Here is a 25,298-nt window from a genome sequence, read left to right as displayed (position 1 = left end):
ACATTCAAAGATTGGGCTCGCCCTAGCCGCCAGTGGTAATCTGCGCCGGTTTTACGCGGAGTCGAGCCGCAACCCGTCATGGGTTCAGGGAAGACGACCACACCTTCAAACAACGGATATTGATCGGGTCAGACATGAATAAATCAGCAGGCGTACTGTTAGGAATCGTCGTCGCAGTAGGTGCCATCAGTGCCGGCGGTGCCTGGTACACCGGCACCAAGCTGGAAGGGGTCCTGCAGCAGCAGGTGATCGAAAGCAACAAGGAACTGCAAGCGGCGCTGATCGGCTATGACGCCACCGCCACTCTGGAGCTGGTGTCCCTGGAGCGTGGCGTGTTCAGCAGCAATGCCCGCTACCGCCTCAAGACCCAGGGCGAGATGTTCAACGGTGGGCTGGAACTGATGATCGCCGACCATATCGAACACGGCCCGCTGCCTTTCTCGCGCTTGATCCGCCTCAAGTGGCTGCCAGTCATGGCGTCCAGTCATTACGAGCTGGAGAACAACGGGCAGACCGACAAGTGGTTTGCCGCCACCAAGGGTGCTGCACCGTTCAAGGGCGTGGTCAATGTCGGCTATGACCTGTCCGCGGAGGGCACCCTGGATTTCGCTCCGATGGAACTGGCCCTGGATGAGCTGAACAACCTCAAGTTCTCCGGCCTGAATGCCACTTTCAGCGTCGGCGACAATCGCCGCAAGGCCAAGGTCGATGGCTATATGGACAGCCTGAGCCTGTTCCTCAGTTCGCCGGACAAGGCCCCGCTCAAACTGGAAATCAACGGCCTGACCCTGGCCAGCAACCTGCAGAAAAGCAGCTTCGACTACTTCCTGGGCCAGAACACCCTGGAGCTCAGCGGCCTGAAGGCCACCTTCGGCGACAAGCAGTCGGTGCTGACCCTGAAGCACTTCGAGCAGAAGACCTTCAGCGAAGAAACCGGCAGCACAGTGGCGGGCCGTGCGGATTACCGAGTGGGTGAAATCGCCTTCGACGGCAAGACCGTGGGTTCGGCCGAGATGCTCTGGAGCATGAAGAGCCTCGACAGCCAGGGCATGCTCGATCTGGTCCAGGTCTACCAGAACGTGCTGCAGCCGTATCAGAAGGCCGCCACCGAGGCCACTGCCGAGGGTGAACCGGCTCCGGAACTGCAAATGTCCGACGCCGAGCAGGTCAAGGTACGGGCTGCCGTGAACAAGGTCCTGGAAGCCAAGCCGCAGATCGCCCTGGAAAGCCTGGCATTCAAGACCGCCGGTGGTGAAAGCCGTTTCAGCCTGAGCCTGGATCTGGCCAAGCCGCAGAGCCTGGAGCTGCCGCCGGCTGAGCTGGGCAAGCAACTGGTCAGCCAGCTGGATGCCAAGCTGTCGCTGTCCAAGCCGATGGTGGCAGACATCGCCGCCCTGCAGGCCCAGGCCGAAGGCCAGACCGATGCCAAGCTGATCGCCGAGCAAAGCGCGGCCACTGCAGAAATGCTCAGTGCCATGGCCCTGTCCACCCAACTGGCCAAGCTGGAAGGCAATGACGTGGTGTCGGCCCTGCACTATGCCAATAACGAAGTGAACTTCAACGGCCAGAAAATGACCGTTGAGCAGTTCATCGGTTTGGTCATGAGCAAGCTGGGGGGCGTAGGCGCCCAGCAGTAAAGGTGCACGGGCCGCTTTGCGCGGCCCTTCTTGTGCAACCCCTGACGCCCGGCCTGTGCAGCCCACAGGTCGGGCGTTGTGCTGTCTGGAGCAAGGCGGTGAGGGCGGCTGCAGGCCCCGCAGAATCTGATTCTGAATAAATATGGCGCTGCAAATTCTGAACTAACCTTCGTGGAAGAATTCTCCCAGACGCTCTGTCGATCTTCTGATCGTCCGGGCTGGGGCGTAAGGGCGGGGCGCATAACTCCGGCTAGCCACGTAAGGATGCTGACGAAATGCAACGCACTGTTCATCCCGCTCGCCGCTACGGCCTTCGTCCGCTGTTTCGCCTGGCATTGTGCAGCCAACTGTTATGGCCGGGCCTGGCGTTCGCCGATGCGGCCTATGACCAGTTGATCATCCAGGCCCGGGCCGGCAGCTACGCCCCGGCGCTGAACCATTTGCGCCAAGTGCCGGCGGACCGGTTGAACAACGGGCTGGTCAGCGACCACCTGCAGATCGCCAGCTGGGCGGGCCTCGATGCCGAGGTGGTGAAGGTCTACGAGACCCAGGGCCGCAACCGGGTGCTGCCGGCGCAGGCGCTGGCCGCCACGGCCCGTGCCTATCGCAACCTCAAGCAGTGGGACAACGCCACCCAGGTCTATCGCCTGGCCCTGCAGCGCGACCCGCAGAACGCCGACCTGCAGCTGGGGCTGGCCCTGACCCAGGCCGATGCCGGCCAGCCGGCCGAAGCCGTGGCCCGGGCCAAGGCCCTGGTGGCGGCCAAGCCCGATGACCCGAACCGGCGCCTGGCCCTGGGCTACGCGCTGACCCGCGCCAACCAGCCTTATGACGCCCTGGCCGCATACGACCAGGCGTTTATCCGCGCTGGCGACAAGCCCGAAGTCATCCGCGAATACATCTACGCCCTGCAGCGGGCGCGCCTGCCGGAACCGGCCCTGCGCCTGGCCCGGCAGCACCCCGGGCTGATCGAGCCGGTGATCCAGCGGCGCATCCAGGCCGACCTCGCCGCCGAACGGGTGCGCCTCTCGGAGCTGGCCAGCCGCAGTGAGAAAGAGCGCTTTGTGGTGGCCGACCGTGCCCTGGCCGACTACGACTCCCTGTTCGCCGCCTGGGGCAAGGACCCTCAAGCCCAGGACGACCTGACCCGCTGGCGCATCGACCGCCTGGGCGCCCTCAAGTCCCGGGCGCGCACCGCAGAGGTGATCAGCGAATACGAGCAGCTCACCGCTGCCGGCGTGGCCATTCCCCCGTATGCCCTGCGCTGGGTGGCGGCTTCCTACCTCGACCAGCGCCAGCCGGAAATCGCCGCGGACCTGTATCGGCGTGTGTTTTCGGCACCGGACGGTGATGCCGACCACCGCCTGGAAGACACCACCGCGCTGTATTACGCGCTGCTGGAAAGTGAACGCCCGGAAGAGGCGCTGAAACTCGCCAATGACCTGGCCGACAGTGTGCCGCAGCGAATTCAGCTCACCGGGCAAACCGTGGGCGACCCCAATGACGACTGGGTCGATGCCCAACTGCTGGCGGCCCAGGCCGGTGCCGACGGCACGGCCGGGGCTGACCTGCCGGGCACCGAGCAGCGCCTGGAGACCCTGGCGGGGCAGGCTCCGGGCAACATCAGCGTACGCCTGGCCCAGGCCGATCTGTACCGGGTGCGCGACTGGCCCCGGCTTTCGGAAAGCCTGCTCAAGGAAACCGAGAGCGTGGCCCCGCGCGATGTCAGCCTGGAAGTGTCCCAGGGCCATACGGCCCAGGACCTGCAGGAATGGCGGCAACTGGATGCGCTGACCGACGACGTGGTGGAGCGCTTTCCGGAGAGCCGCCAGGTGCAGCGCCTGGCCCGCGAGCGCGAAGTGCACGACATGGCCGAACTGCGGGTCATGACCTATGGCGGCAAAAGTTACGGCGGTGGCAGCAATGGCGCCGGCGCGGTATCCGGCAGCCGTGATTTCGGCATCGAAAGCCGGCTTTACACGCCGCCGATCGCCGAGGACTGGCGCCTGTTCGGCGGCATCGGCTATGCCATGGGGGACTTTTCGGAAGGGATCGGCCATCACCGCTGGCAGGTCCTGGGGGTCGAGCGGCGCACCCGCGACATGACCCTGGAAGCGGAAGTCTCCAACCATTCCTATGGCTACGGCGACAAGACCGGTGCCCGGGTGTCGCTGGCGCGGGACATCGACGATCACTGGCAATACGGCGGCAGCCTCGACTACCTCTCTGCCAACACCCCGCTGCGGGCCCTCAACAGTGATATCAGCGCCAACGGCGGCAGCGCCTTCCTGCGTTGGCGGGCCAATGAAAGCCGCGAGTGGAAACTGTCCCTTAGCCCATCGCACTTCAGCGACGGCAACAATAGGTTCGAGGCCCTGCTCACGGGCCGCGAAGGGGTCTACCGCTCGCCGAAAGTGCAGGTCGACCTCGGCCTGGAAGTGGGCGCCAGCCACAACACCCTGGAAGACACCCCCTACTACAACCCCGAGGCGGACCTCAGCGTCCTGCCCACCGTCACCGTCAACCACGTGCTCTATCACCGCTATCAGACCTCCTGGAGCCAACAGTTCCAGGCCGGCGCCGGTACCTACAGCGAACGCGGCTACTCCACTGGAGCGGTGGGGCTGCTCAGCTACGGCCAGCGCTACAGCTGGAACGACGTGTTCGACATCGGCGGAGTCCTGAGCGTGATCAACCGGCCTTACGACGGCGATCGGGAAACCGACCTGCGCCTGGCTGTCGACCTTACCTATCGCTTCTAGAGAAGAGTGTGACGATGCGCCTGATCAACCGTTGCATCCTCCTGCTGGGAGCCCTGGTTCTCAGCGCCTGTTCCCAGCCCGCCGCCGACTTTCTCGCCCCGGCGCAACGGCCGTTGCCCAACACCGAGGCACCCTGGCCGAAGAACCACGTGCTGGGCATTGCCTACCACGACATCGAGGATCGCGACCCGGACCAACGGGTGGTGGCGGTGCGCACCGAGCGGATGATCGAGCAACTGGCCTGGTTGCGGGAAAACGGCTACCGGCCCGTGACCGTGGACCAGATCCTGGCGGCGCGCAACGGCGGCCCCGAACTGCCGGCCAAGGCCATCCTGCTGACCTTCGATGACGGCTATTCGAGCTTCTACACCCGGGTGTTGCCGGTGCTGCGCAGCTATCACTGGCCTGCGGTGCTGGCGCCGGTGGGCACCTGGATCGACACCCCGGCCGACCAGCCGGTGAACTTCGCCGGCGAGCTGCGGCCCCGCTCTCAGTTCCTGACCTGGGCGCAGGTCCGGGAAATCTCCCGTTCCGGGCTGGTGGAAATCGCCGCCCATACCGACCACAGCCACCTGGGCATTCTTGCCAACCCTCAGGGCAACCTGCAGCCGGCGGCGGCGACCCGCCGTTTTGACGCCGCCTCCGGGCGCTATGAAAGCGAGGCGGATTTCCAGGCGCGGATGCGCCAGGACGTGACCGCCATCTCGAACAAGATCCTGGCCGTGGCCGGCTATCGCCCGCGGATCTGGGTCTGGCCCTACGGCACGGCCGACGGCTCCACCCTGCAAGTGGTGGACAGCCAGGGCTTCAAGCTGGCCCTGACCCTGGACGACGGCCTGGACACACTCGACAACCTGATGAGCAGCCCGCGTTTCCTCGTGGTGTCGGACCCGGACGGCATGCACTTCTCCAACAGCATTGTCGGTGCCGAGACCGCCGCGCCCATGCGCGTGGTGCACGTGGACCTGGACAACGTCTACGACCCGGATCCCAAGCAGCAGGAGGTCAACCTCGGCAAGCTGGTGCAGCGCATGGCCGACCTGGGGGCCAACACCGTATTCCTCCAGGCCTTCGCCGACCCCAAGGGCGACGGCCTGGTGCAGTCGCTGTATTTCCCCAACCGGCACCTGCCGATGCGCGCCGACCTGTTCGACCGGGTCGCCTGGCAATTGCGCACCCGGGCCCACGTCAAGGTCTATGCCTGGATGCCGGTGCTCAGCTTCGCCCTGGACGCCCGGCTGCCCCGGGTCACGCGCTGGGATCCGGCCACCGGCCAGAGCACCATCGATCCTAAGCAGTACCAGCGGCTGTCGCCCTTCGACCCCAATGTGCGCCGGCAGATCGGTGACCTTTACGAGGACGTGGCGCGCATGACGTCGGTGGACGGCATTCTGTTCCACGACGACGCCGTGCTCTCGGATTTCGAAGATGCCAGCCCCGGGGCCTTGCGCGCCTATGTGGCCCAGGGCCTGCCGGGTTCCATGGCCGCCCTGCGCGACGATCCGGCCACCCTGCAGCGCTGGACCCGCTTCAAGAGCCGCTACCTGATCGACTTCACCCATGAGCTGGCCGCCAAGGTCCGGGCGATTCGCGGGCCGCAGGTGCAGACCGCGCGCAACCTGTTCGCCGAGCCGATCATCAACCCGCAGAGTGAAACCTGGTTCGCCCAGAACCTCGATGATTTCCTGGTCAGCTACGACTGGACCGCGCCCATGGCCATGCCGCTGATGGAAGGCCAGAGCCAGCGGCATTCCGGGCCCTGGCTCGAAGCCCTGGTGGACCAGGTGCGCGCCCGCCCCGGTGCCTTGCAGCGCACGGTGTTCGAGCTGCAGGCCCGGGACTGGGCCCGCAAGCCCGCCAGCGACCTCTCCGCCCAGCAACTGGCGGACTGGATGGGCCGCCTCAAGCGCCAGGGCGCGACCAATTTCGGCTACTACCCGGACAACTTCCTCGAGAACTCACCGGACCTGAAGACTCTGCGGCCCGCGCTCTCCAACAAATGGAGCCCTTGAATCATGGTGGATCGTATCTTTGCGCTGGTGGTCCTGGCGCTCGTTCTCGGCGTGCCCCTGGGGCTGATCTTCGTGCTGACCGGCGAATTCCTCATGGACTTCGTCTTCTACTACCCCTTGTTCATGTCGGCGCTGTGGATCGCCGGCGGCCTGTATTACTGGATGCACTGGGAGCGCCACTGGCCGTGGAGCGACGACACCCTGCCGCCGCCCCTGGCCGGTGAGCCGCTGATCAGCATCCTCATTCCTTGCTACAACGAAGGCGACAACGTCGCCGACACCATTCATGCGGCCCTGGCCCAGCAGTACCCGAACATCGAAGTGATCGCCATCAACGATGGCTCCAAGGACAACACCGCCGAGGTGCTGGACCGCCTTGCCGCCCAGGACCCGCGCCTGCGGGTGTTGCACCTGGCGCAGAACCAGGGCAAGGCCGTGGCCCTGCGCATGGGCGCGGTGGCGGCACACAGCGAATACCTGGTGTGCATCGACGGCGATGCCCTGCTGGCGCCCAACACGGCGGCCTACCTGGTGGCGCCGATGCTGGACAACCCGCGCCTGGGCGCCGTGACCGGCAACCCGCGGATCCGCACCCGTTCGACCCTGGTGGGTCGGGTCCAGGTGGGCGAGTTCTCCTCGATCATCGGCCTGATCAAGCGCACCCAGCGGGTGTTCGGCAAAGTCTTCACCGTCTCCGGGGTGATCGTCGCCTTCCGTCGCACCGCCCTGCACCGGGTGGGCTACTGGAGCCCGGACATGATCACCGAAGACATCGACATCAGCTGGAAGCTGCAACTGGACCACTGGTACGTGTTCTTCGAGCCGCGGGCGCTGTGCTGGATCCTCATGCCGGAGACCCTGCGCGGCCTGTGGAAGCAACGCCTGCGCTGGGCCCAGGGCGGCGCCGAGGTGCTGTTCAAGAACATCCGCGGGATCTGGGAGTGGCGCCACCGCTACCTCTGGACCCTGCTGTTCGACTACTGCCTGTCCACCGGCTGGGCCTTCACCTTCCTGCTGTCGGTGATCTTCTGGGCCCTGGGCAAGTTCATCGTCATGCCCGAGGCCATCGCGGTGCACACCATCGTCCCGCCGGCCTTCACCGGGCTGGTGCTGGCGATGGTCTGCCTGACCCAGTTCGCGGTGAGTATCCTGATCGACCGCCGTTATGAAAAAGACCTGTGGAAAACCATGTTCTGGGTGGTCTGGTACCCGCTGGTGTTCTGGTTCATCAGCCTGTTCACCACCCTGGTGAGCTTTCCCCGGGTGCTGTTTGGCGAACACCAGAAACGCGCGCGCTGGGTCAGCCCGGACCGCGGCATCAAACCCATCGATGACGAAGAGGAGGTGCGCTGATGAAAATCATCCGAACCCGCCAGCGTCCGTTCATGGTGATCGTCGACGTTGTCCTCACCGTACTGGCCTGGGTAGGCCTGCTGTACTTGCTGGTTCGTGGGCTCATTCCGCTGCTGGACAGCCATGAAGGGCCGCGGATCGAAGCGGGCATGCTCGATGCCCTGACCACCCTGCAGTTCTATGCCTGGGTGGCGGTACTCAATGCGGTGCTGCTGATTTCCTGGGCCCGCTACCGCCAGCGTCGCAACAAGAGCTACCCGCCCCGGCTGCCGGCACCCGTGGTGGACGACAAGCGCCTGAGCGAAACCTTCAAGCTCAACGACGCGACCTTCGCCCAGATGCGCCAGCCCGGCACCATGATCGTGCACAACGACGAGGAGGGCGGTATCAGCCACGTCACCACGCAGTTCTATCGCATTCTTCCCGAAGACCAGCAGCACCCGCCGCTGAGGGTGGAACCGCCGCCGCGGGTGATCCATCTGCGTTCGGAAGGGGATGAAGGCAAGAAGACAGGAGAAGATTGATTGCCCAGGGGGGATGAGCCCTGGGGGGGGGTACGGCTCTTCTGAATTTGCAGAGGGAATTGTCTGATTCTATTTTCAGTAAATAAATCAATGCGTTATTGGTTTATTTGGGGTTCTGCATGGGTTTGTCGCTACGGATGTGGTTGTGGGTGAGTTGTTCTTTAATCGTAGCGAGAGAGTGAGAAGCAGGGTTCTTGCGTACGGGCGTTGGCTCTTCTAAGTGTGCAATCTCAAACTTTTTCTAAAACTTTTTAAAACTCTATAGCATTGATTTAAAAGGCTTTCATATGATTTTTCCTTTAAATATTTCAAAATTTAAAATGGGCGGCTCCATGATGGAGCTGCATGTTTTTTATCTCGTAAAGTTGTTTGAAAGTTTGATTTGATTGTTATTGGCGATTCTGCGGCAGTCATTTGACGATGCAGTAATAGCTTATTAGCGTCACGCCCTTCGTAGCTCTTGTCGTCACGCTTTCGAAGGATCGGATATGTCTCTCTCCACGCTCGGGATGAGGTTGTGCTGTGCCTTGGCCCGCAAACCTTCCGCCACCCTGCAAGCGCGGGATTCGTTCTGGGGGCTGTCCAAACGCAGCCTGGCGTTCGTCATGGCCAACATGATGTTCTGGCAGCCCGTTGTGGCGATGGCCGATGGCATCGTGGTCAACGGCAGCGGCACCAGCCTCGGCCAGGCGGGCAATGGCGTGCCCATCGTCAACATTGCCACGCCCAATGGCGGCGGCCTGTCGCACAACAAGTTCAGCGACTACAACGTCGGCCAGCAGGGGGTGATCCTCAACAACGCCATCAACCGCACCCAGGAAACCCAGCTCGGCGGAATCATCCTCGGCAACCCCAACCTGGGCGGCCGCGCGGCCAATGTGATCCTCAACGAGGTCAACGGCGGCAGCCCCAGCCAGCTCAAGGGCTACACCGAAGTGGCCGGGCAGTCGGCCCATGTCATCGTCGCCAACCCCTATGGCGTGAGCTGCAACGGCTGCGGCTTTATCAACACCCCGAAAGCCACCCTGACCACCGGCAAACCGGTGGTTGAGAACGGTCAGATCCAGCGTTACCAGGTGGACCAGGGCAGCGTCGCCATCGAGGGTGCGGGCCTCAACGCGAGCAATATCGACCAGTTCGAAATCATCACCCGCAGCGCCAAGATCAACGCCGAGATCCAGGCCAGGCACCTGGCGGTGATCGCCGGGGCCAACGACGTCGACGCCAAGACCTTGAACGCCACGGCCCGCACCGCCAACCCGGCGGATGCACCGCAACTGGCCATCGACTCATCAGCCCTGGGCGGCATGTACGCCGGGGCCATCAAACTGGTGGGCACCGAGGCCGGGGTGGGGGTGAAGCTCGACGGCAAGCTGATCGCCAGTGGCGGTGATATCCAACTGGATGCCAACGGCCAGTTGCGCATGGCGGAGGCAAGCGCGGAGAAGGGCGCGGTGGCGATCAAGGCGCAAAGCCTGGAGGCCCAGGGCGCGGTCTACGCCGGCACCGAGCTCAAGGTGCAAACCCAAGACGACCTGAACAACCACAGCACCCTGGCGGCGGCCAACAGCATCAACCTGGGCAGCGGCGGGCAACTGAACAATCAGGGCATCATCGAAGCCGGGGTCAACCTCGACAACAGCAGCAACCCGAACGGCGATGTCACCCTGACGGCGCAAAACCTGAACAACACTGGCAAGAGCGTGGTGGCCAGCCGTGATCTGACGGTCACGACCACCCAGACCCTGGACAACCAGGGCGGCACCCTGAGCGGGCAGCGCCAGGTGAAGGTCAGTGCCGGGGCTCTGGATAATAGCCATCAGGGCAAGCTGCTGAGCGCCGAGCGCCTGCAACTCGATGCCGAGCAAGTGCGCAACAGCCAGGGCGGCCTGATCAAGAGCCAGCAGTCCCTCAATGCCACCCTCGGCCACCTGGGCAACAGCGGCGGCGAGCTGTCGAGCCAGGGCAGCAGCAACCTGGTGCTGGCCGGGATGGACAACCTCACCGGCGTGGTACTGGCGCAACAGACCCTGACCATCACCGGCAGCGCTGAGCTGGACAACCAGGGCGGGCTGCTGTCGGGCTGGCAGGGCCTGACCCTCAACGGCACAGGCTTGAACAACAGCAACAAAGGCACCGTCTCCAGCCTCAAGGGCGGTGTCGAGGTCATCCTCAGCGACGCCTTGAACAACAGCCAGGGCGGTGGCCTGGTCAGCCAGCAGGCCCTGGACGTCAAGGCCGCCAGCCTCGACAACAGCCTCAAGGGCATGATCTCCAGCGCGGGTGCACAGAGCCTCAAAATCAGCGACCTGCTGGACAACAGCCAGGGCGGCTCCATCGACAGCGCCGCCACCCTGACCCTGCAGGCCATGACCCTGGGCAACAACGGCGGCACCCTTGACGCCGCGGGTGACCTGACCTTTACCGGCACCGACCTGGACAATGGCACCGGCACTTTCACCGGCAAAACCGCCGTCACCCTTAATCTGTTGGGCGCGTTGAACAATACCCACGGCAAGCTGGCCAGCGGCGGCCCGCTGCGCATCGAACGCGCTGGGCAGATCGACAATCGGGGTGGCCAGATGGCCAGCCAGGGCCTGCTGAGCCTGTTCGCTGCCAGCCTGGACAATCGTAACCGTGGGACCTTGATGGCCAACGACCCACTGACCCTGACCCTGGACGGCGCACTGCAGAACAGCGGTGATGGCTTGATCTACAGCCAGACCGGCGGCCTGCACGTTCAGGCCGGGAGCCTCACCAATGGCAAGGGCACCCTGCAGAGCCAAGGCGCTCTGAACCTGAGCACCGGCGACATCGACAACCAGAGTGGTCGCATCCTGGCCAGGAACGGTAACCTGAACATCGGCGCCGGCCACTTGGATAACCGTGGGGGCGTGCTTTCTAGCGTGCAAGGCTCGATGATCGCCGATCTTCGCGGCGTGCTGAAAAACGGCTACGACCCGAGCAACAACCGCCAGGGCGGCGTGACCCAGGCCCAGCGCCTGACCCTCAAGGCCCTGGCTGGCATAGACAACGACGGCGGGCGGATTTCCGCGCAAAGCGGCGATGCGCTGATCACCACCGGCGATTTCGATAACCGCAACGGTGGCCTCTACGCCAAGGGCCTTGTCAAAGTTAGCGGCGGCCATTTCGACAACAGTGGCAACAACGGGCAAATCGCCGGCCAGCAGATTAATTTCGACCTCAGCGGCGCTCTGAATAACCACAAGGGCATCATCGAAAGCGACAGCAGCCTGACGATCAAGGCCGCCAGCCTCGACAATCAGACCGGCCAATTGCGCGCCCTGGGAGACGGTGGCGATACACGGCTGGAGCTCGACGGATTGTTCGACAACCGCGATGGCTCTCTGGAAACCGCCAACCAAAACCTGGCCTTCGACGCTGGCAGCTTCAACAACCGTGGCGGCAGCGTGCTGCACAGCGGCAACGGCCTGTTCGGCCTGTCCATGGCCAACCTCGAGGATGTGGGCGGGCGCCTGAAAACCGCCGGCCAGCTGATCCTGGAAGGCGAACGCTGGACCAACAGCAGCTCGATCCAGGCCGGGAAACTGACAGTCAACGTCAACCACCTGACCCAGGCCCGTACGGGCCAGCTCCTAGCCGGCAATGGCCTGATAGGCAGCGGCGTGAACTGGATCAATGACGGCCTGATCGGCAGTGATGCAGGCGTCAATATCGACCTCAGTGGTCATTACAGCAGCAAGGGCCGACTCAGCAGCTTTGGGCAACTGGACCTAAAAACTGCCCAAGTGGATCTGGCAGACAGTGCCAGTATTGCTGGCGGCGGCAACACCACAGTCTCGGTGGTCGGCCAGTTGAACAACGCAGGGCGCCTGAGCGCTGCGGCCGGGCTCACGCTCAACGCGAGTGGCATCAACAATCAGGGCACCCTTGGGGCTGCCCAGAACCTGACCTTGACCACCGGCGGCCTGCTCAACGATCACGGGCTGGTGTTCAGTGGCGACGACATGGGGCTGCGGGTCGACACCCTGACCAACAGCTACGGCAACGTTTACAGCCTCGGTCATCTGACGATCGATCGCGATGGTCAGGGGGCTCTGGCCAGCCGCATCGCCAACCGTTCCGGCACCCTGCAAAGCGATGGTTCCATGACGCTTGCAGCCAGCACCCTTGAGAACATGCGCGATGTGCTGGCCACCAACAACGGCGGCATCTACACCGCCAGAATCGCTGAAGTCGCCTGCATCGAGGGCTACAACGCCGGTGACTGTGGCGGCAAACGCAATCACGTGTGGGAGATCGTTCAGCGCGACAAATTTGAAGTCACCGAAGCGAGTGCGGCGTCGAGCATTGCCGCTGGCGTCAACCTGAATATCAACGCCGGCGACCTGCTGAACCAGAGCAGCAGTATCAGCGCGGCCGGCAACCTGATGGCCACGGTCAACAACTTGACCCACAGCGGCGTGGAAACCGGCGAGGCCGAAACCACCCGGGTGTTCATGTCGGCGCGGACCAAAAATGCCAGTGCCTGGTACAACGTCGCTAACGCTGTCACCAACCGATACTGGTTCCAGAGTGCGGGTTATACGCCTGATGACCTGGGTGGTCTGGAAGGCGCGCTGGCCGGTTTTATCGGCATGACCGAACGTGAGTGGGTCGGCCTGGGGACGACGAAAAAACTCGCCGGTGGTGATCAAAGCTATGCCGCAGTGATCCAGGCCGGGGGAGCGGTGAGCATCAAGGCCGGCAATGGCTTCGACAGCAGCGTGGTCCGTCCGGGTTACACCTATGTCGGCAGCGGTGCGCGTACCGATACCCAAGTACCGGGTACCGCCTTCGCCACTCGCATCAGCCTCAGCCCGCAACTGCCCCCAGACCTGACCCAGCAACAGGTCAACCCCCTGGCCCTGCCTGGCTTTAGTCTGCCCGCTGGGCAGAACGGTCTGTTCCGCCTCAGTGGTCAGAGCAGCAGCGCCGCACCAGCTCCGGCGCAGATCGCCGGCCTGCCGGATGCCGCGAACCTTACCCGGCCGCACAAGTACCTGATAGAAACCAACCCGGTACTCACCGACCTCAAGCAGTTCATGAGCTCGGACTACCTGCTGTCCAGCCTCGGTTACAACCCGGACGACAGCGCCAAACGCCTGGGGGATGGCTTCTACGAGCAGAAGCTGATTCAACAAGCGGTACAAGCCCGTACCGGCCAGCGTTTTATCGACGGCCAGAACAGCGACGAACAGCTGTTCAAGTACCTGATGGACAACGCCATTCAAAGCCGGCAACAGCTCAACCTGTCGGTGGGCGTGACCCTGACCTCCGAGCAGGTGGCGGCCCTGACCCACGACATCGTCTGGCTGGAAAGCCATGAAGTGAACGGCGAACAAGTGCTGGTGCCCGTGCTGTACCTGGCCCAGGCCAAGAACCGACTGGCCCCGAACGGCGCCCTGATCGCGGGTAACGACGTCAACCTGATCGCCGGCCAGGACCTTAACAACGTCGGCACCCTGCGCGCGACCAACAACCTGTCGGCCCAGGCCGGGCAGAACCTGATCAACAGCGGCCTGGTGGAATCCGGTAATCGCCTTGACCTGCTGGCCGGCAACGACCTGGTGAACAAGGCCGGCGGCATCGTCGCCGGGCGTGACGTGAGCCTCGCCGCAACCTGGGGCGACGTCATCAACGAGCGCACCCTGACCTCGCACCAGAGCAGCAACGGCAGCTACGCCCAGCAGCGCGACTTCGTCGACAACGCCGCCCGGGTAGAAGCGGCGAACAGCCTGGTGATCAGTGCCGGGCGCGACATCAACAACAACGGCAGCGTACTCAAGAGCGGAGCCGACACCAGCCTCAAGGCCGGTCGCGACGTCAACCTGAGCGCTGTGGAACAGGTGGTCAGCAACGACCGCGGCGTGCGCTACAACGACCTCAGCGTGACCCAGAACGGCTCCAGCCTGCAGGCCGGTCGCGATCTGGCCATCAGCGCCGGCCGCGACATCACCGCCATCGCCAGCCAGATCGAAGCCAAGCGCGATGTGGCGATGACCGCCACGGAAAACCTGAGCCTGGTTTCAGCGGCCAATGAGCAGCATGCGTATAGCAAGACCAAGAAGGTCACCAGCCAGGAGGATCATGTTCAGCAGGTGGGCACCACCTTGGTTGCCGGCGGCAATGTGGCGCTCAAGGCCGGTGAGGATCTTGCGCTGACGGCCAGTCGGGTGACGGCGGGGGATGAGGCGTATCTCTATGCGGGCGGTGATGTGAACCTCAGCGCTGGGCAGAACAGCGACTACAGCTATTACCGCAAGACCAAGACCAGCAGTTCCGGGTTGTCCAGCAGCCAAAAAACACGGATTGATAGCAGCAACTCCATCACTCAACAGGGCTCTTCCGTCAGTGGTGATACTGTGGTCATCCGCGCCGGCCAGGATATTGGCGCGACCGCCAGCGATATTGTCTCCACCCACTCCACCAGCCTGGTTGCAGGACGCAATGTCGAGATCGATAGCGCCACCGAAACCTACGAGCAAAGCCATTCGACATCGAAGAAAAAGTCCGGCTTGTTGAGCAGTGGCGGGATTGGTTTCACCCTGGGTTCAACTAGCGCTCAGAACACCTCGTCCAGCACCACCGAAAACGCCAAGGCCAGCACCATTGGCAGTGTGCTGGGCAACGTCGATATCCAGGCCGGCAAGGACCTGACTCTTAAAGGTTCCGACGTCATCGCGGGCAAGGACATCAGTCTCGTCGGGCAGAACGTCAGCATCCTCGCGGCGGAAAATCACAACAAGAGCGAGCAAACCTCCAAGACCAAGACCAGCGGCCTGACCCTGGCGCTGTCCGGAACCGTCGGCAGTGCTGTCGACGCCGCGTACCAGACCACCAAGCAAGCCAGGGAGGAGGACGATAGCCGCCTTTCTGCCCTGCAAGGCATCAAGGCTGGCCTGACTGGTGTTCAGGCCTGGCAAGCGGCCCAACAGGGCGGCGGGATGAACGGCGATAACATTGGCCAGTTCGTCGGTATCAGCATTTCCCTGGGCTCGCAGCAGTCCAGTTCCAAGCAGACTCAGGAGCAGGTGGTCAGTCAGGGCAGTAGCCTGACCAGTGGCAACAACCTCTCCATTGTGGCTGCCGGTAGCGGTACCGCTGGGGCAGATGGCGACATTCGCGTGCAAGGCAGCCAACTCAAGGCGGGCAATAACGTGCTGCTGGCCGCTGAGCGTGACATCCAGCTTGAGGCCGCGGCCAACCGGCAAAAGCTTGATGGCAAGAACAGCAGCAGCGGCGGTGCCATTGGCGTCAGCTTGGGCGTTGGCCCCAACGGCGCAGGCCTGAGTATCTTCGCCAACGGCAACAAGGGTGTGGGCAAGGAAAAGGGCACCGGCACCACCTGGACCGAGACCACCCTGGACGCCGGTAACCAGGCGAGCCTGATCAGTGGGCGGGACGCCGTTCTCAAGGGTGCGCAAGTCAATGCGGACAAGATCACGGCCAAGGTCGGGCGCGACCTCACGCTGCAAAGCCTGCACGACACCGACGACTACAAGTCCAAGCAGAGCAATGTCAGCGGCGGTGCCAGCTTCACGTTCGGCACGATGACCGGCAGCGCTTCGGTCAGCGTCAGCCAGAGCAAGATCGACTCCAAGTACCAGAGCGTGCAGGAACAGACCGGGTTGTTCGCCGGCAAGGGCGGCTATCAGGTTGAAGTGGGCAAGCACACCCAGCTCGATGGCAGCGTCATCGCCAGCACCGCAGAAACCGACAAAAACCGCCTGAGCACGGGCACCCTGGGCTGGAGCGATCTCAAGAACGAGGCCGAATACAAAAGCCAGATGCAGAGCGCCAGCGTCAGCAGCGGTAACGGCGGTGCTGATGGCTTCACCAGCAACATGCCCAGCGGCATGTTGATCGCCTACAACCACGGCGGCAGTGCCAGCGGCACCACCTCATCGGCAATCTCCAACGGCACTTTGGACATTCGTGATCCAGGCCAGCAGAAGCAGGACGTTGCCACCCTCAGCCGCGACGTCGAACACGCCAATGGCAGCATCAGCCCGATCTTCGACAAGGAGAAGGAGCAGAAGCGCCTGCGAGAGGTGCAGCTGATTGGCGAGATTGGCACTCAGGTGACGGACATTGTTCGGACCGAGGGGCAGTTGAAGGCCGATCAAGAGGCGAGCAAGGAACTTGAAGAGAAAGGTATTTATCGACCAGGAAGCAATGCCAGCAAAGAGGAGGTTGAGAAGTACCAGACGAAGCTGATTGCTACTGATGCCTATCAGCAGATCATGGGCAAATACGGTACGGGTGGTGATTACCAGCGAGTAGCCCAAGCCGTCACCGCCGCCCTGCAAGGATTGGCCGGTGGGGATATCGGCTCTGCCCTGGCTGGCGCCTCGGCACCGTATCTGGCGCAGTTGATCAAGAAATCCACAGGTGACAATCCAGCCCTCAACACAATGGCTCACGCTGTGCTGGGAGCTGCCGTTGCCCAGGCCCAAGGTAACTCGGCAATAGCGGGCGCTGCAGGTGCTGCAGGTGGAGAGCTGGCTGCTCGATTGATCACCCAGCAGCTGTATGGCACCAGCGATACCAGCTCCCTCAGTGAAGAACAAAAGCAGACAGTGGCTGCGCTATCGACGTTAGCCGCTGGGCTTGCGGGGGGAATTGCGAAAGGCGATAGCGCGGGTGCAATTGCGGGTGCCGGGGCTGGCAAGAATGCTGTGGAAAATAATCATTTAGGAACAGGGGTCAATATTTTTGGCCATCAATTGGGTAAGGACCAAGTAGCGGAATTTGGCAACGAACTCAAAGCATCCTGTGGTGATTCCGGAGGGCTGCAAGCTTGTCTGAAAACTTACGACACATGGAAAGAAACTTCCTACCGGCAGGGCGGGTTGGAGACAAAAGAGGCTCAGGCAGGGTGGGAAGAGTTCGTAGAGGCAGTTTACACAGAGAAAGTGCTGCCTCTATGTAAAGGGAACGCTGCTTGTGAGCGCAATGTTGCTACCCATATGGCCGTCACGACGGTGACGTATGCGGGCGACAGCGTAGGTATAGGTCAGGCAATCGGCGAGGCTACCCGGGCAGTCAATTTGGCTAATGGAAACTGGGTTCGCGTTGGGTTGCAAGTCGTAGAGGATGCGAGCTTACTGGCTACGCTTGGCAGCATGGTGGGAGTGTTCTCAAAAGTAGGGAGTGCTGGTGGTGCAGGGCAAGCCGCCAGGAATCCTAATCCGACAAGTGCTTTGACAGATGCTGAAACTGGGATTAGTAAACTACCAAAAGTTTGGGATGTACCAGATACTACAATTAATAAATTTCCAGCAAGTTGGGCTGTTTCTCCAAATAAAAAAGGCACTGGGTTTAGATGGCAAGACCCCCAAAACAAAGGAAATGGTGTTCGGGTAGATAAGGGGGAGCCTCATATAAGTCAGCCAACTCAGCAAGTGGATCACGTTATTGTTAGGTCAAATGGTCAGGTTATAGGTAGAGATGGTAAACCTGTTATAGGGTCTATTAAAGATCATGCAGAGCAAGTTCATATCCCATTGAGCGAGTATAAAAAATGGAAAACTTGGAACTCTCCGAACTAGAATATCCTACGATGAGAGACGAACTGATTTCCTACTTGGAGGGGTTGTCCAGTGCTGATTATCAATACAGAGCATGGGTGTCTAGATCTGACTCGGATATAGCTTATGATGAGTTTAATTACGCTGTTCATTTTTTATACGATGATACCGATTTAGCAACCGACCCTCGTTCTTGGATCGGAATTGTGCTTAGAGGGGAAAACGAAGCAAGAGCAATTTCCGATGTTGTTAAGAGTATTGATAAGGTTTTCGATAAATATGGGACTTGTCTTGCGGATGAGGACTATCTGACGAAGCCTGAATGGGCTGATGTTATTGAGTCATCAAAAAACGCTTTAGTAGAGTTTTCTCAGGTATAGACGTCTTGATTTTATCTAATGCTTAAAGTTAAAGAACCCCGGTTCACGCGGGGCTCTTCATTATGTTGTAAAGCAAATTACTCCCACAGGTTGTGGAGTTGCCTGCGGTAAGATGATGCTGAGAGATCGTAGGATTTTTGCTACTCAAGTTGAGTTGGGGACAGAGCTTACCTCTATGAGTACGTTGGCAAACAAGCTGAATAAATTTGACTCTGGTTGGGCAGGTAATACTGTTGTATACGTCTAGTTTTAATGCATTGAATAAAACAGGCTTGTGAAGTGCAATAATGTGGGGTTCGGAAAATAAAATAGGGCGTTGGGTTGTTGTTAGTGGGGGTGATGATGCGGGCCGAGTGTTGATTAAAGACTCGTAAGATGGATCTTTATAGCTTTAAGGACGTATGGAATGGGCAGTCCGTATATAAGCAGTAGCGTTGTAATTCGGTCGCTTTGTTATTCTGAGGGCTCTCAGGAAATTCTTTATGTTTTTATAGTTGACGGCGTTGAGCGAAAACTAACCGGGAAGATGCATGATGACTCAGATATAAGAGGTGTTGAGTATAGTTGCGAACTGGATGAGTTTGTGATGTTACTCATGCCATTTGATGAAAAAACATCAAAAAAGCTGTTTTCAATATCCTGGATGTATGTTGACGGCGAGGACGTTCAGTTTCCAATCACTTTAATTCGATTGTGATTTTGTAGCTGCAAAAGGAACTGCTGGAGAAAAGGCGTGATAAGAAATAATGCTATTATTTTAGTGCTGTTTTTGCTTGTGGGTTGTGCCCCTTCATACTCTCACTGGACTGACGGGATGAATGCTCTGGTTGGTACTAAGTTTGAGTCCCATATTTATTCGGACTGTAGTCGAGGGTGTGGAGATTCGTATTGGTCGCCGGTAAATAGAAATGAAGTGTTTGATCGTGTGCTCGAAGAAGGGGAAGGCAGGCGCTTTTACATAACGTGGATAAGAGATTGTCGATATTCTGTTTTGGTTTCTAGGGATGGAATTATAAAGTCTTGGAGATATGAGGCCGCAAACACGAAAAGCTGTTATGTTTTTTAGTCTAATGGCTATAGATAGGGACGAACAGCTTTGAAAGAGGTGACTATTTAAAGAAGCGGGAGGTCGTGAAATACAGGAGTTTGTATTCAAGTGAGTCAGATGCTGAGACTGTCTTTTTTTAGTGTTTTTCTAATTTTTTCCGGATGTAGTGTTGGTCCCTATATTCATCCTGAATCTACGAATATAAATAAGGGTCACTCTAATTCGACTTGTCATGGCAGGCGAAGTGCCTTTTGGTATGGGATTGTAAATCCTGGCGATTTTTCTGGAGCGGTGATTGCGACTGTTTATACCACGCTGCCAGGTACGCCAGAATTTGACCCTGTTACTCGATCTATTACCGGTACAACAGACACTCAATTGAGAATTGAGTTTGAGGTTCATCCATATAAGCCTGAACAACAATGGGCTTTCGGCAAAGAGGCCAAGGCCATTGTTCGACAAGCACATGTCATGCAGAAAATGCATGCGCAAAACCCTACGTTCATCAGTACATTCTCGTCTTATATAGTGTTGCGATTGAATAATGGAGACCAGAGAGAAATTTTTGCTCCGCAAATGCAGACGACTTTTGAAGCGAAGAAAAATCGACCCAGTGTTATATCCATCCAATTGTCGTCGGGGCAGTTGGACGATTTTTCGATAACCCTTCCTGATATATTTGTGAACACTAAAAAAATCGATATTCCGACCATGCATTTCAAAAGTAATGAATGCCGAAGGAGATGAATGTGTTGCTGAACAATATAAGTGAGCAACTTCCGCTAAAGGCAGCGGGCGACTTTAAAGTCGCCCTTATTTATTGACTAGGTCATTTGCGGTTGCAAACGCCGTGATGTCACATCCAGCAGATCACAGCCATCGCGCAGCAGGATGCTGCACACCAGGGTCAGTTCCTGCAGTAGCACCGGTTCGCTGCGCAGGGTCTCGGCGGCGAAGTTCTCCAGCAGTTGGGTCGCGGCGCGGATGCGAAAGGCTGCGGCGTCGTGCAGCACATCGATGGGCGCCTGGGTGTCGATCAGCAGGGAAGGAATCAGGCAGTCGTGGCCGGTTAGGGATATATAACGGTTCATTAGTACACCTCGCTTAATGGATCGATGTACTCGTTACCCCGGTCGCCAAACCAGGTCGCCATATGGGCGACGGCCGGACTATAAGCCGCCGGCTTGCGAGGGTGCAAGGCAAGTGTGGTGGCGTCTTTTCCGAGAGCGTTGTAGGGCTTTTTCCGTACACATCCATCCCGCTTGCGACTGTATTTCCAGGTGTTTAGCCAGGGCGCTTTTGGCGAACGGTCGGCTAGCCTGTATGTACATTTGTAAATACGGAATTGCTTATGTACGTTGCATGGGACGAGGCCAAGAACCACGCCAACATGCTCAAGCACGGCATCGATTTCAACGATGCGGTGCTGATGTTCCAGCGCCCGGTGCTGTCCTTGCGCGATGAGCGCCTGGACTACGGCGAGGAGCGCTGGGCCAGCCTCGGTTGGATCAGGACCCTGGTGGGCGTGGTGGTCCATACCGAGCGGCGGGGTCATGCGGTGCGCATCATCTCGGCGCGAAAAGCCACTAAGCGGGAGGCTAAATATTATGTCCAACGGATCGAAAACTGATTGGGATCGCCTGGCGAAAACCGATGACCAGGGCATCGATACTTCTGATATCCCCGAGCTGGATGACGATTTCTTTCGCCGCGCCGAGGTGCACCTGCCGGGCAAGAAGGCCGTGACCATTCGCCTGGATGCCGATGTGCTGGAGTGGTTCAAGGGCCAGGGCGCGGGTTACCAGACGCGGATCAACCAATTGCTGCGCCAGTACATGCAGGCCCACCGGGACTGAGGCCTGTGCATCATTTCAGGAGGCGGGCGGATGGCCCGCCGCTCTTTCCGGCCGGCCGTGGAGGGTGGTCGCCATTGCGATTCCTGTCTGAAATATTCATTTACAACTACCCCCGTCCTCAAGCTCAATCTGCTCCCTTGCCTGGTGCGAAGGAGTGCGCTCTTTCGTGCAGGCTATAGTCTTGTGCTCACCCTGACCTCATCCGCAAATAAGGTGCTTTCGTATGTCTCGCTTTGCCTCCCGCAATACTTGGCTGGCCGTTGGTGCCGCGTTGCTGTGCCTGCACTTGCCCGTGCAGGCCCAGGAGCGTTTTACCCTGAACATTCCCGGGGTTTCGGATGACCGGCTGTTCACCACGGGCAATGCCAGCGATGCTAAGGGCTGTGGCGGGCACAATAATTCCCCGGCCTTGAACTGGACTGCCGGCCCGACCGGGACCTTGAGCTACGCCATCGTCATGCACGACCCGGACGGGGCCAAGGGCCAGGGCGTGGATCACTGGGTGCACTACGGCATCAAGCCCACCACCCGGCAGATTCCCGCCGGTGCCGGCAACAAGCCGAACCTGGAAGGGCTGGCCGGCCTCAACAGCCGCAACGGTACTTCCTATATGGGCCCGTGCCCGCCGGTGGGTGACAGCGCGCACCACTACATCATCCAGATCTACGCCCTGGACCTGCCGCCGGAAGCCCTGCCCGCCGGGCTGACCCGCGCCCAACTGCTGGAAAAGATCAACGGTCACGTACTGCGCAACAGCAGTGTGGTGCGCCGCTATTCCCGCTGAGTGAAATTTTTTCCGAAGGCTTAACCCGAATCGCCCAGGGGCTTCGTCTGAAGGGAGGAATGGATCATTTCTTTCCGAGGTCAGCCCCATGTCCCTTCCCGTGCATTTCCTTCGTCCGGCCGCCCAGGGTTTTGCCGCCGGCCTGTTGCTGGCAGTTGCCGGCTGTGGTGTGTCGTCCAAGCCCGAATCCGCTGCCGGCTCGTCAACCCAGGGAGCATTGCCGCAGTACGAGGTGCAGCATGCCGATGCCACCATGGCCAAGCGCGCAGTGCATCCCATGAGGTTGTCAGCGCCGATGCCGGCGCCCGTTAGCTCACGGGATTCGCTGGTGGCCGGTTACCGCGACGAGCCCCGGGAGCAGTACCAGAAACTGCCGGACAACCCGATCCACAGCGTCGCCGAAGCACCGGTCTCGACCTTCAGCGCCGACGTCGATACGGGTGCCTATGCCAACGTCCGCCGCTTGCTCAACCAGGGCAGCCTGCCGCCGGAGGGCGCGGTGCGCCTGGAGGAACTGGTCAACTACTTCCCCTACGATTACGCCCTGCCCACGGACGGCTCGCCCTTTGGCGTGACCACCGAGCTGGCGCCGTCGCCGTGGAATCCCCATACCCGCCTGCTGCGCATCGGCATCAAGGCATCGGATCGCGCGGTGGCGGAGCTGGCCCCGGCCAACCTGGTGTTCCTGGTGGATGTCTCCGGCTCCATGGATCGCCGTGAAGGCCTGCCCCTGGTGAAAAGCACCCTCAAGCTGCTGGTGGATCAACTGCGGGACCAGGATCGGGTGTCGCTGGTGGTCTACGCCGGTGAATCACGGGCGGTGCTGGAGCCCACGTCCGGTCGTGACAAGGCGAAGATCCGCACTGCCATCGACCAGCTCACCGCGGGTGGTTCCACGGCGGGCGCCTCGGGTATCCAGCTGGCCTACCAGATGGCCCAGCAGGGTTTTATCGACAAGGGCATCAACCGCATCCTGCTGGCCACCGACGGCGACTTCAACGTCGGCGTCAGCGACTTCGACAGCCTCAAGGCCATGGCCGCCGAGAAGCGCAAGAGTGGTGTCTCCCTGACCACCCTGGGGTTCGGTGTGGACAACTACAACGAGCACCTGATGGAGCAACTGGCCGATGCCGGTGACGGCAACTACGCCTACATCGACAATCTGCGCGAAGCGCGCAAGGTGCTGGTGGACCAGCTCAGCTCGACCCTGGCGGTGGTGGCCAAGGACGTGAAGCTGCAAGTGGAGTTCAACCCGGCCCAGGTCAGCGAATACCGCCTGCTGGGTTATGAGAACCGTGCACTCAAGCGAGAAGACTTCAGCAACGACAAGGTCGACGCCGGGGAAATCGGTGCAGGGCATACGGTTACCGCGTTGTATGAAATTGTCCCGGCTGGCGAGAAGGGTTGGCTGGAGCCGCTGCGTTATGCCCAGGCCAAGGCGCCGCAACAGAGTGGCAAGCAGGGCGAGCTGGCCATGCTGCGGCTGCGCTACAAGGCGCCGGAAGGCGGCAGCAGCCGCCTGATCGAACGGCCCATCAGTGCCCAGCAGCCCGGCAGCCTGGCGGCGGCCAGCCCCGACCTGCGCTTCGCCGCAGCCGTGGCGGCGTTCTCCCAGCAGCTCAAGGACGGCCGCTACACCGGCAACTTCAGCCTGGCCGACACGGTCAAGCTGGCCCAGGGCGCCAAGGGTGCCGACCCTTACGGCCTGCGAGGCGAGTTCGTACAGCTGGTGGAGCTGGCGCAAAGTCTGCAAACTCAGGCGCCGAAAGCCCAGGCGGCGCAGCCCGTGGACTTGAGCCAAGTGCAGAGCCGCCTTGAGTAGACCTCAGACCCGCAGTGAACAGGAGTTCAACCGCCCTATGTCTGCTGCCCAATCCACCAGCGACGCCAGCAGCGATGAAACGCTGCTGGCGCGTTACCGTGCCGGAGACCCCGCGGCCTTCGAGGTGCTTTACCAGCGCCATCGCCAGGGCTTGTATCGCTTTGTGCTGAGCCTGTGTGGCAAGGCCGAGCTGGCGGATGAGGTCTACCAGGAAACCTGGCTCAGTCTGATCCGCAGCACCAGCCAGCCCCAGGGCCGGGCCAGCTTCCGGACCTGGTTGTACCAGATTGCCCGCAACCGCTTGATCGACCACTGGCGCAAGCACGGCCAGCGCAACCCGTTGCACGACAGCTATGACGAACAACTGCACGGTGAAGCCGACCAAGCCCCCGGCCCCGAACAGCAACTGAGCCTGTGCCGCGACCAGCAGCGTATCGAAGCCGCCCTGCAGGACCTGCCCGAAGACCAGCGCGAGGTGTTCCTGCTGCGGGCCCACGGCGACCTGGAACTGCCGGAAATCGCCAGCCTGACCCAGGCTCCCCTGGAAACGGTGAAAAGCCGTTTCCGCTATGCGTTGAAAAAATTGCGTCGGCTCCTGGCCGAGGAGGTACTCACATGACTGACGCCCGACAGACCCCAACCCCCGAAGAGCAGATGCTGGCGCATATCCGCCAACACAGTACCCAGGAACCACCGGCCCATCTGGATGCCCTGATCCTGGCCACTGCCCGCCGCGAAGCCCCGGCGCCCAAGCCCGGCTTCTGGCAACGCTGGATGCAGGCCTGCCTGCGGCCGCGTTATCAACTGGCTTTTGCCAGTCTGTTTGGCGTGGCGCTGGTCATCGGTTTGCTGCGCCCTTCCCCGGAGCACTATCCACAAGAGCAGGCCTTTGTCCCTGCGCCCGCTCCAGCCCCAGCTGCGCCCATGGCACGCCAGGCGGCGCCACGTTCCGCCGAGTTGGCCGGGGCCTTGAGCGTCCCTGAGCCGGCTGCCCCTTCGCCCATCGCTCCGGCGGCCCCTGTCGGCAGTTTTGCCGCGGCGCCGGAGATGGAAGCGTCCGCTGATGCAGCGCCACCTGCGATGGCCAAGCCCAGGGCCGAGTCGAGCAAGCTGGCCAAGCGCATGTCGGCGCCGGCCGCGCCCCGGGCGATCAAGCGATTGAATGAGCAACTGCAGACAGTGCTGCGTCTATGGGACGAGGGTCAGAACCGCGCGGCGGCCGAGTTGCTGCTCCAGCTGCAGGAAACTTATCCACAGGAGGATCTGGACGCGCGCCTGCAAGCCTTGCGTCGTCAATAAGGTGCGGGGGTTGGCTGTCGCAGCGGAAAACGCGCACTATCTGCCCAGTTTCCAGAAAGTGAGAGGCCGGTCATGGCACCCCGCATCGACCGTATTGCTGCAATGTTGAACTGCCCGATCAAGGGCGCGGAGCTGCGCCAGGCCATCAAGGAAAGCCGCAAGGACTTTGGCCTTGAAGAGGGCGAGGACCTCGATCAGCAGGCCGACGACGAAGACGATCAGGCGGCCCCGCACTCCGACGCCGTCGAGGAGGAGTGATCCGGCAGC

General features: G+C 60.9%; 16 protein-coding genes. 15 read left to right on the top strand and 1 reads right to left on the bottom strand.

Annotated elements, in window-relative coordinates:
* The first annotated feature begins 134 nt into the window (after window positions 1–134).
* The 8 genes from M2395_RS28340 (at window position 135) to M2395_RS28305 (ending at window position 20,017) form a co-directional block, all read left to right on the top strand.
* Window positions 135–1,637, top strand: coding sequence for a YdgA family protein (locus tag M2395_RS28340; protein WP_077933172.1), 1,503 nt, complete (start codon window positions 135–137; stop codon window positions 1,635–1,637).
* 275 nt (window positions 1,638–1,912) lie between these two features.
* The gene (pgaA, locus tag M2395_RS28335) at window positions 1,913–4,399 is read left to right on the top strand and encodes a poly-beta-1,6 N-acetyl-D-glucosamine export porin PgaA (RefSeq protein ID WP_123431262.1); all 2,487 of its coding nucleotides are present in this window, start codon (window positions 1,913–1,915) and stop codon (window positions 4,397–4,399) included.
* A gap of 14 nt (window positions 4,400–4,413) precedes the next feature.
* On the top strand, window positions 4,414–6,411 hold the full coding sequence (pgaB, locus tag M2395_RS28330) for a poly-beta-1,6-N-acetyl-D-glucosamine N-deacetylase PgaB (RefSeq protein ID WP_053148390.1): 1,998 nt from the start codon (window positions 4,414–4,416) through the stop codon (window positions 6,409–6,411).
* A gap of 3 nt (window positions 6,412–6,414) precedes the next feature.
* Window positions 6,415–7,764 (top strand): poly-beta-1,6-N-acetyl-D-glucosamine synthase, encoded by a 1,350-nt coding sequence (gene pgaC / locus M2395_RS28325; protein WP_019093523.1) that lies wholly within the window; start codon window positions 6,415–6,417, stop codon window positions 7,762–7,764.
* On the top strand, window positions 7,764–8,288 hold the full coding sequence (gene pgaD, locus M2395_RS28320) for a poly-beta-1,6-N-acetyl-D-glucosamine biosynthesis protein PgaD (protein WP_011058546.1): 525 nt from the start codon (window positions 7,764–7,766) through the stop codon (window positions 8,286–8,288). Before pgaC ends, pgaD begins: the two co-directional genes overlap by 1 nt.
* Before the next feature lie 488 nt (window positions 8,289–8,776).
* Window positions 8,777–17,863, top strand: a complete 9,087-nt coding sequence (locus tag M2395_RS28315; protein ID WP_233447090.1) for a hemagglutinin repeat-containing protein — start codon at window positions 8,777–8,779, stop codon at window positions 17,861–17,863.
* Window positions 17,836–18,222 carry an SCO4402 family protein gene (locus tag M2395_RS28310; RefSeq protein ID WP_072443720.1) on the top strand — a complete coding sequence of 129 codons (387 nt, stop codon included), beginning with the start codon at window positions 17,836–17,838 and terminating at the stop codon, window positions 18,220–18,222. Before M2395_RS28315 ends, M2395_RS28310 begins: the two co-directional genes overlap by 28 nt.
* Window positions 18,223–19,378: 1,156 nt before the next feature.
* A complete protein-coding gene (locus M2395_RS28305) occupies window positions 19,379–20,017 on the top strand; it encodes a hypothetical protein (protein WP_148071264.1) in 639 nt (212 codons plus the stop codon).
* Between the two features lie 77 nt (window positions 20,018–20,094).
* Here the strand turns inward: M2395_RS28305 and M2395_RS28300 are convergent, their stop codons facing one another.
* The gene (locus M2395_RS28300; protein WP_011058550.1) at window positions 20,095–20,361 is read right to left on the bottom strand and encodes a hypothetical protein; all 267 of its coding nucleotides are present in this window, start codon (window positions 20,359–20,361) and stop codon (window positions 20,095–20,097) included.
* Window positions 20,362–20,621: 260 nt separating this feature from the next.
* Between M2395_RS28300 and M2395_RS28295 the strand changes: the two genes are divergently transcribed.
* From M2395_RS28295 to M2395_RS28265, 7 genes are all read left to right on the top strand, one after another.
* Window positions 20,622–20,900, top strand: a complete 279-nt coding sequence (locus tag M2395_RS28295) for a BrnT family toxin (RefSeq protein ID WP_011058551.1) — start codon at window positions 20,622–20,624, stop codon at window positions 20,898–20,900.
* The gene (locus M2395_RS28290) at window positions 20,878–21,126 is read left to right on the top strand and encodes a BrnA antitoxin family protein (RefSeq protein WP_011058552.1); all 249 of its coding nucleotides are present in this window, start codon (window positions 20,878–20,880) and stop codon (window positions 21,124–21,126) included. Before M2395_RS28295 ends, M2395_RS28290 begins: the two co-directional genes overlap by 23 nt.
* Before the next feature lie 223 nt (window positions 21,127–21,349).
* On the top strand, window positions 21,350–21,910 hold the full coding sequence (locus M2395_RS28285; protein ID WP_011058553.1) for a YbhB/YbcL family Raf kinase inhibitor-like protein: 561 nt from the start codon (window positions 21,350–21,352) through the stop codon (window positions 21,908–21,910).
* A gap of 88 nt (window positions 21,911–21,998) precedes the next feature.
* Window positions 21,999–23,732 carry a VWA domain-containing protein gene (locus tag M2395_RS28280; protein WP_123431261.1) on the top strand — a complete coding sequence of 578 codons (1,734 nt, stop codon included), beginning with the start codon at window positions 21,999–22,001 and terminating at the stop codon, window positions 23,730–23,732.
* A 37-nt stretch (window positions 23,733–23,769) separates the two neighbouring features.
* Window positions 23,770–24,351: an RNA polymerase sigma factor gene (locus M2395_RS28275; RefSeq protein ID WP_011058554.1), complete on the top strand. Its 582-nt coding sequence runs from the start codon at window positions 23,770–23,772 to the stop codon at window positions 24,349–24,351.
* Complete coding sequence (locus tag M2395_RS28270; RefSeq protein WP_077933180.1) at window positions 24,348–25,031, top strand: hypothetical protein; 684 nt, start codon at window positions 24,348–24,350, stop codon at window positions 25,029–25,031. Before M2395_RS28275 ends, M2395_RS28270 begins: the two co-directional genes overlap by 4 nt.
* A gap of 72 nt (window positions 25,032–25,103) precedes the next feature.
* Window positions 25,104–25,289, top strand: a complete 186-nt coding sequence (locus tag M2395_RS28265) for a hypothetical protein (RefSeq protein WP_011058556.1) — start codon at window positions 25,104–25,106, stop codon at window positions 25,287–25,289.
* Window positions 25,290–25,298 lie beyond the last annotated feature (9 nt).

The sequence above is a fragment of the Pseudomonas sp. BIGb0176 genome (genome assembly GCF_024810175.1).
Lineage (GTDB): Bacteria > Pseudomonadota > Gammaproteobacteria > Pseudomonadales > Pseudomonadaceae > Aquipseudomonas > Aquipseudomonas protegens.
Note: the sequence above shows the minus strand (reverse complement) of the source record. Positions and strands in the feature narration are given on the sequence as shown.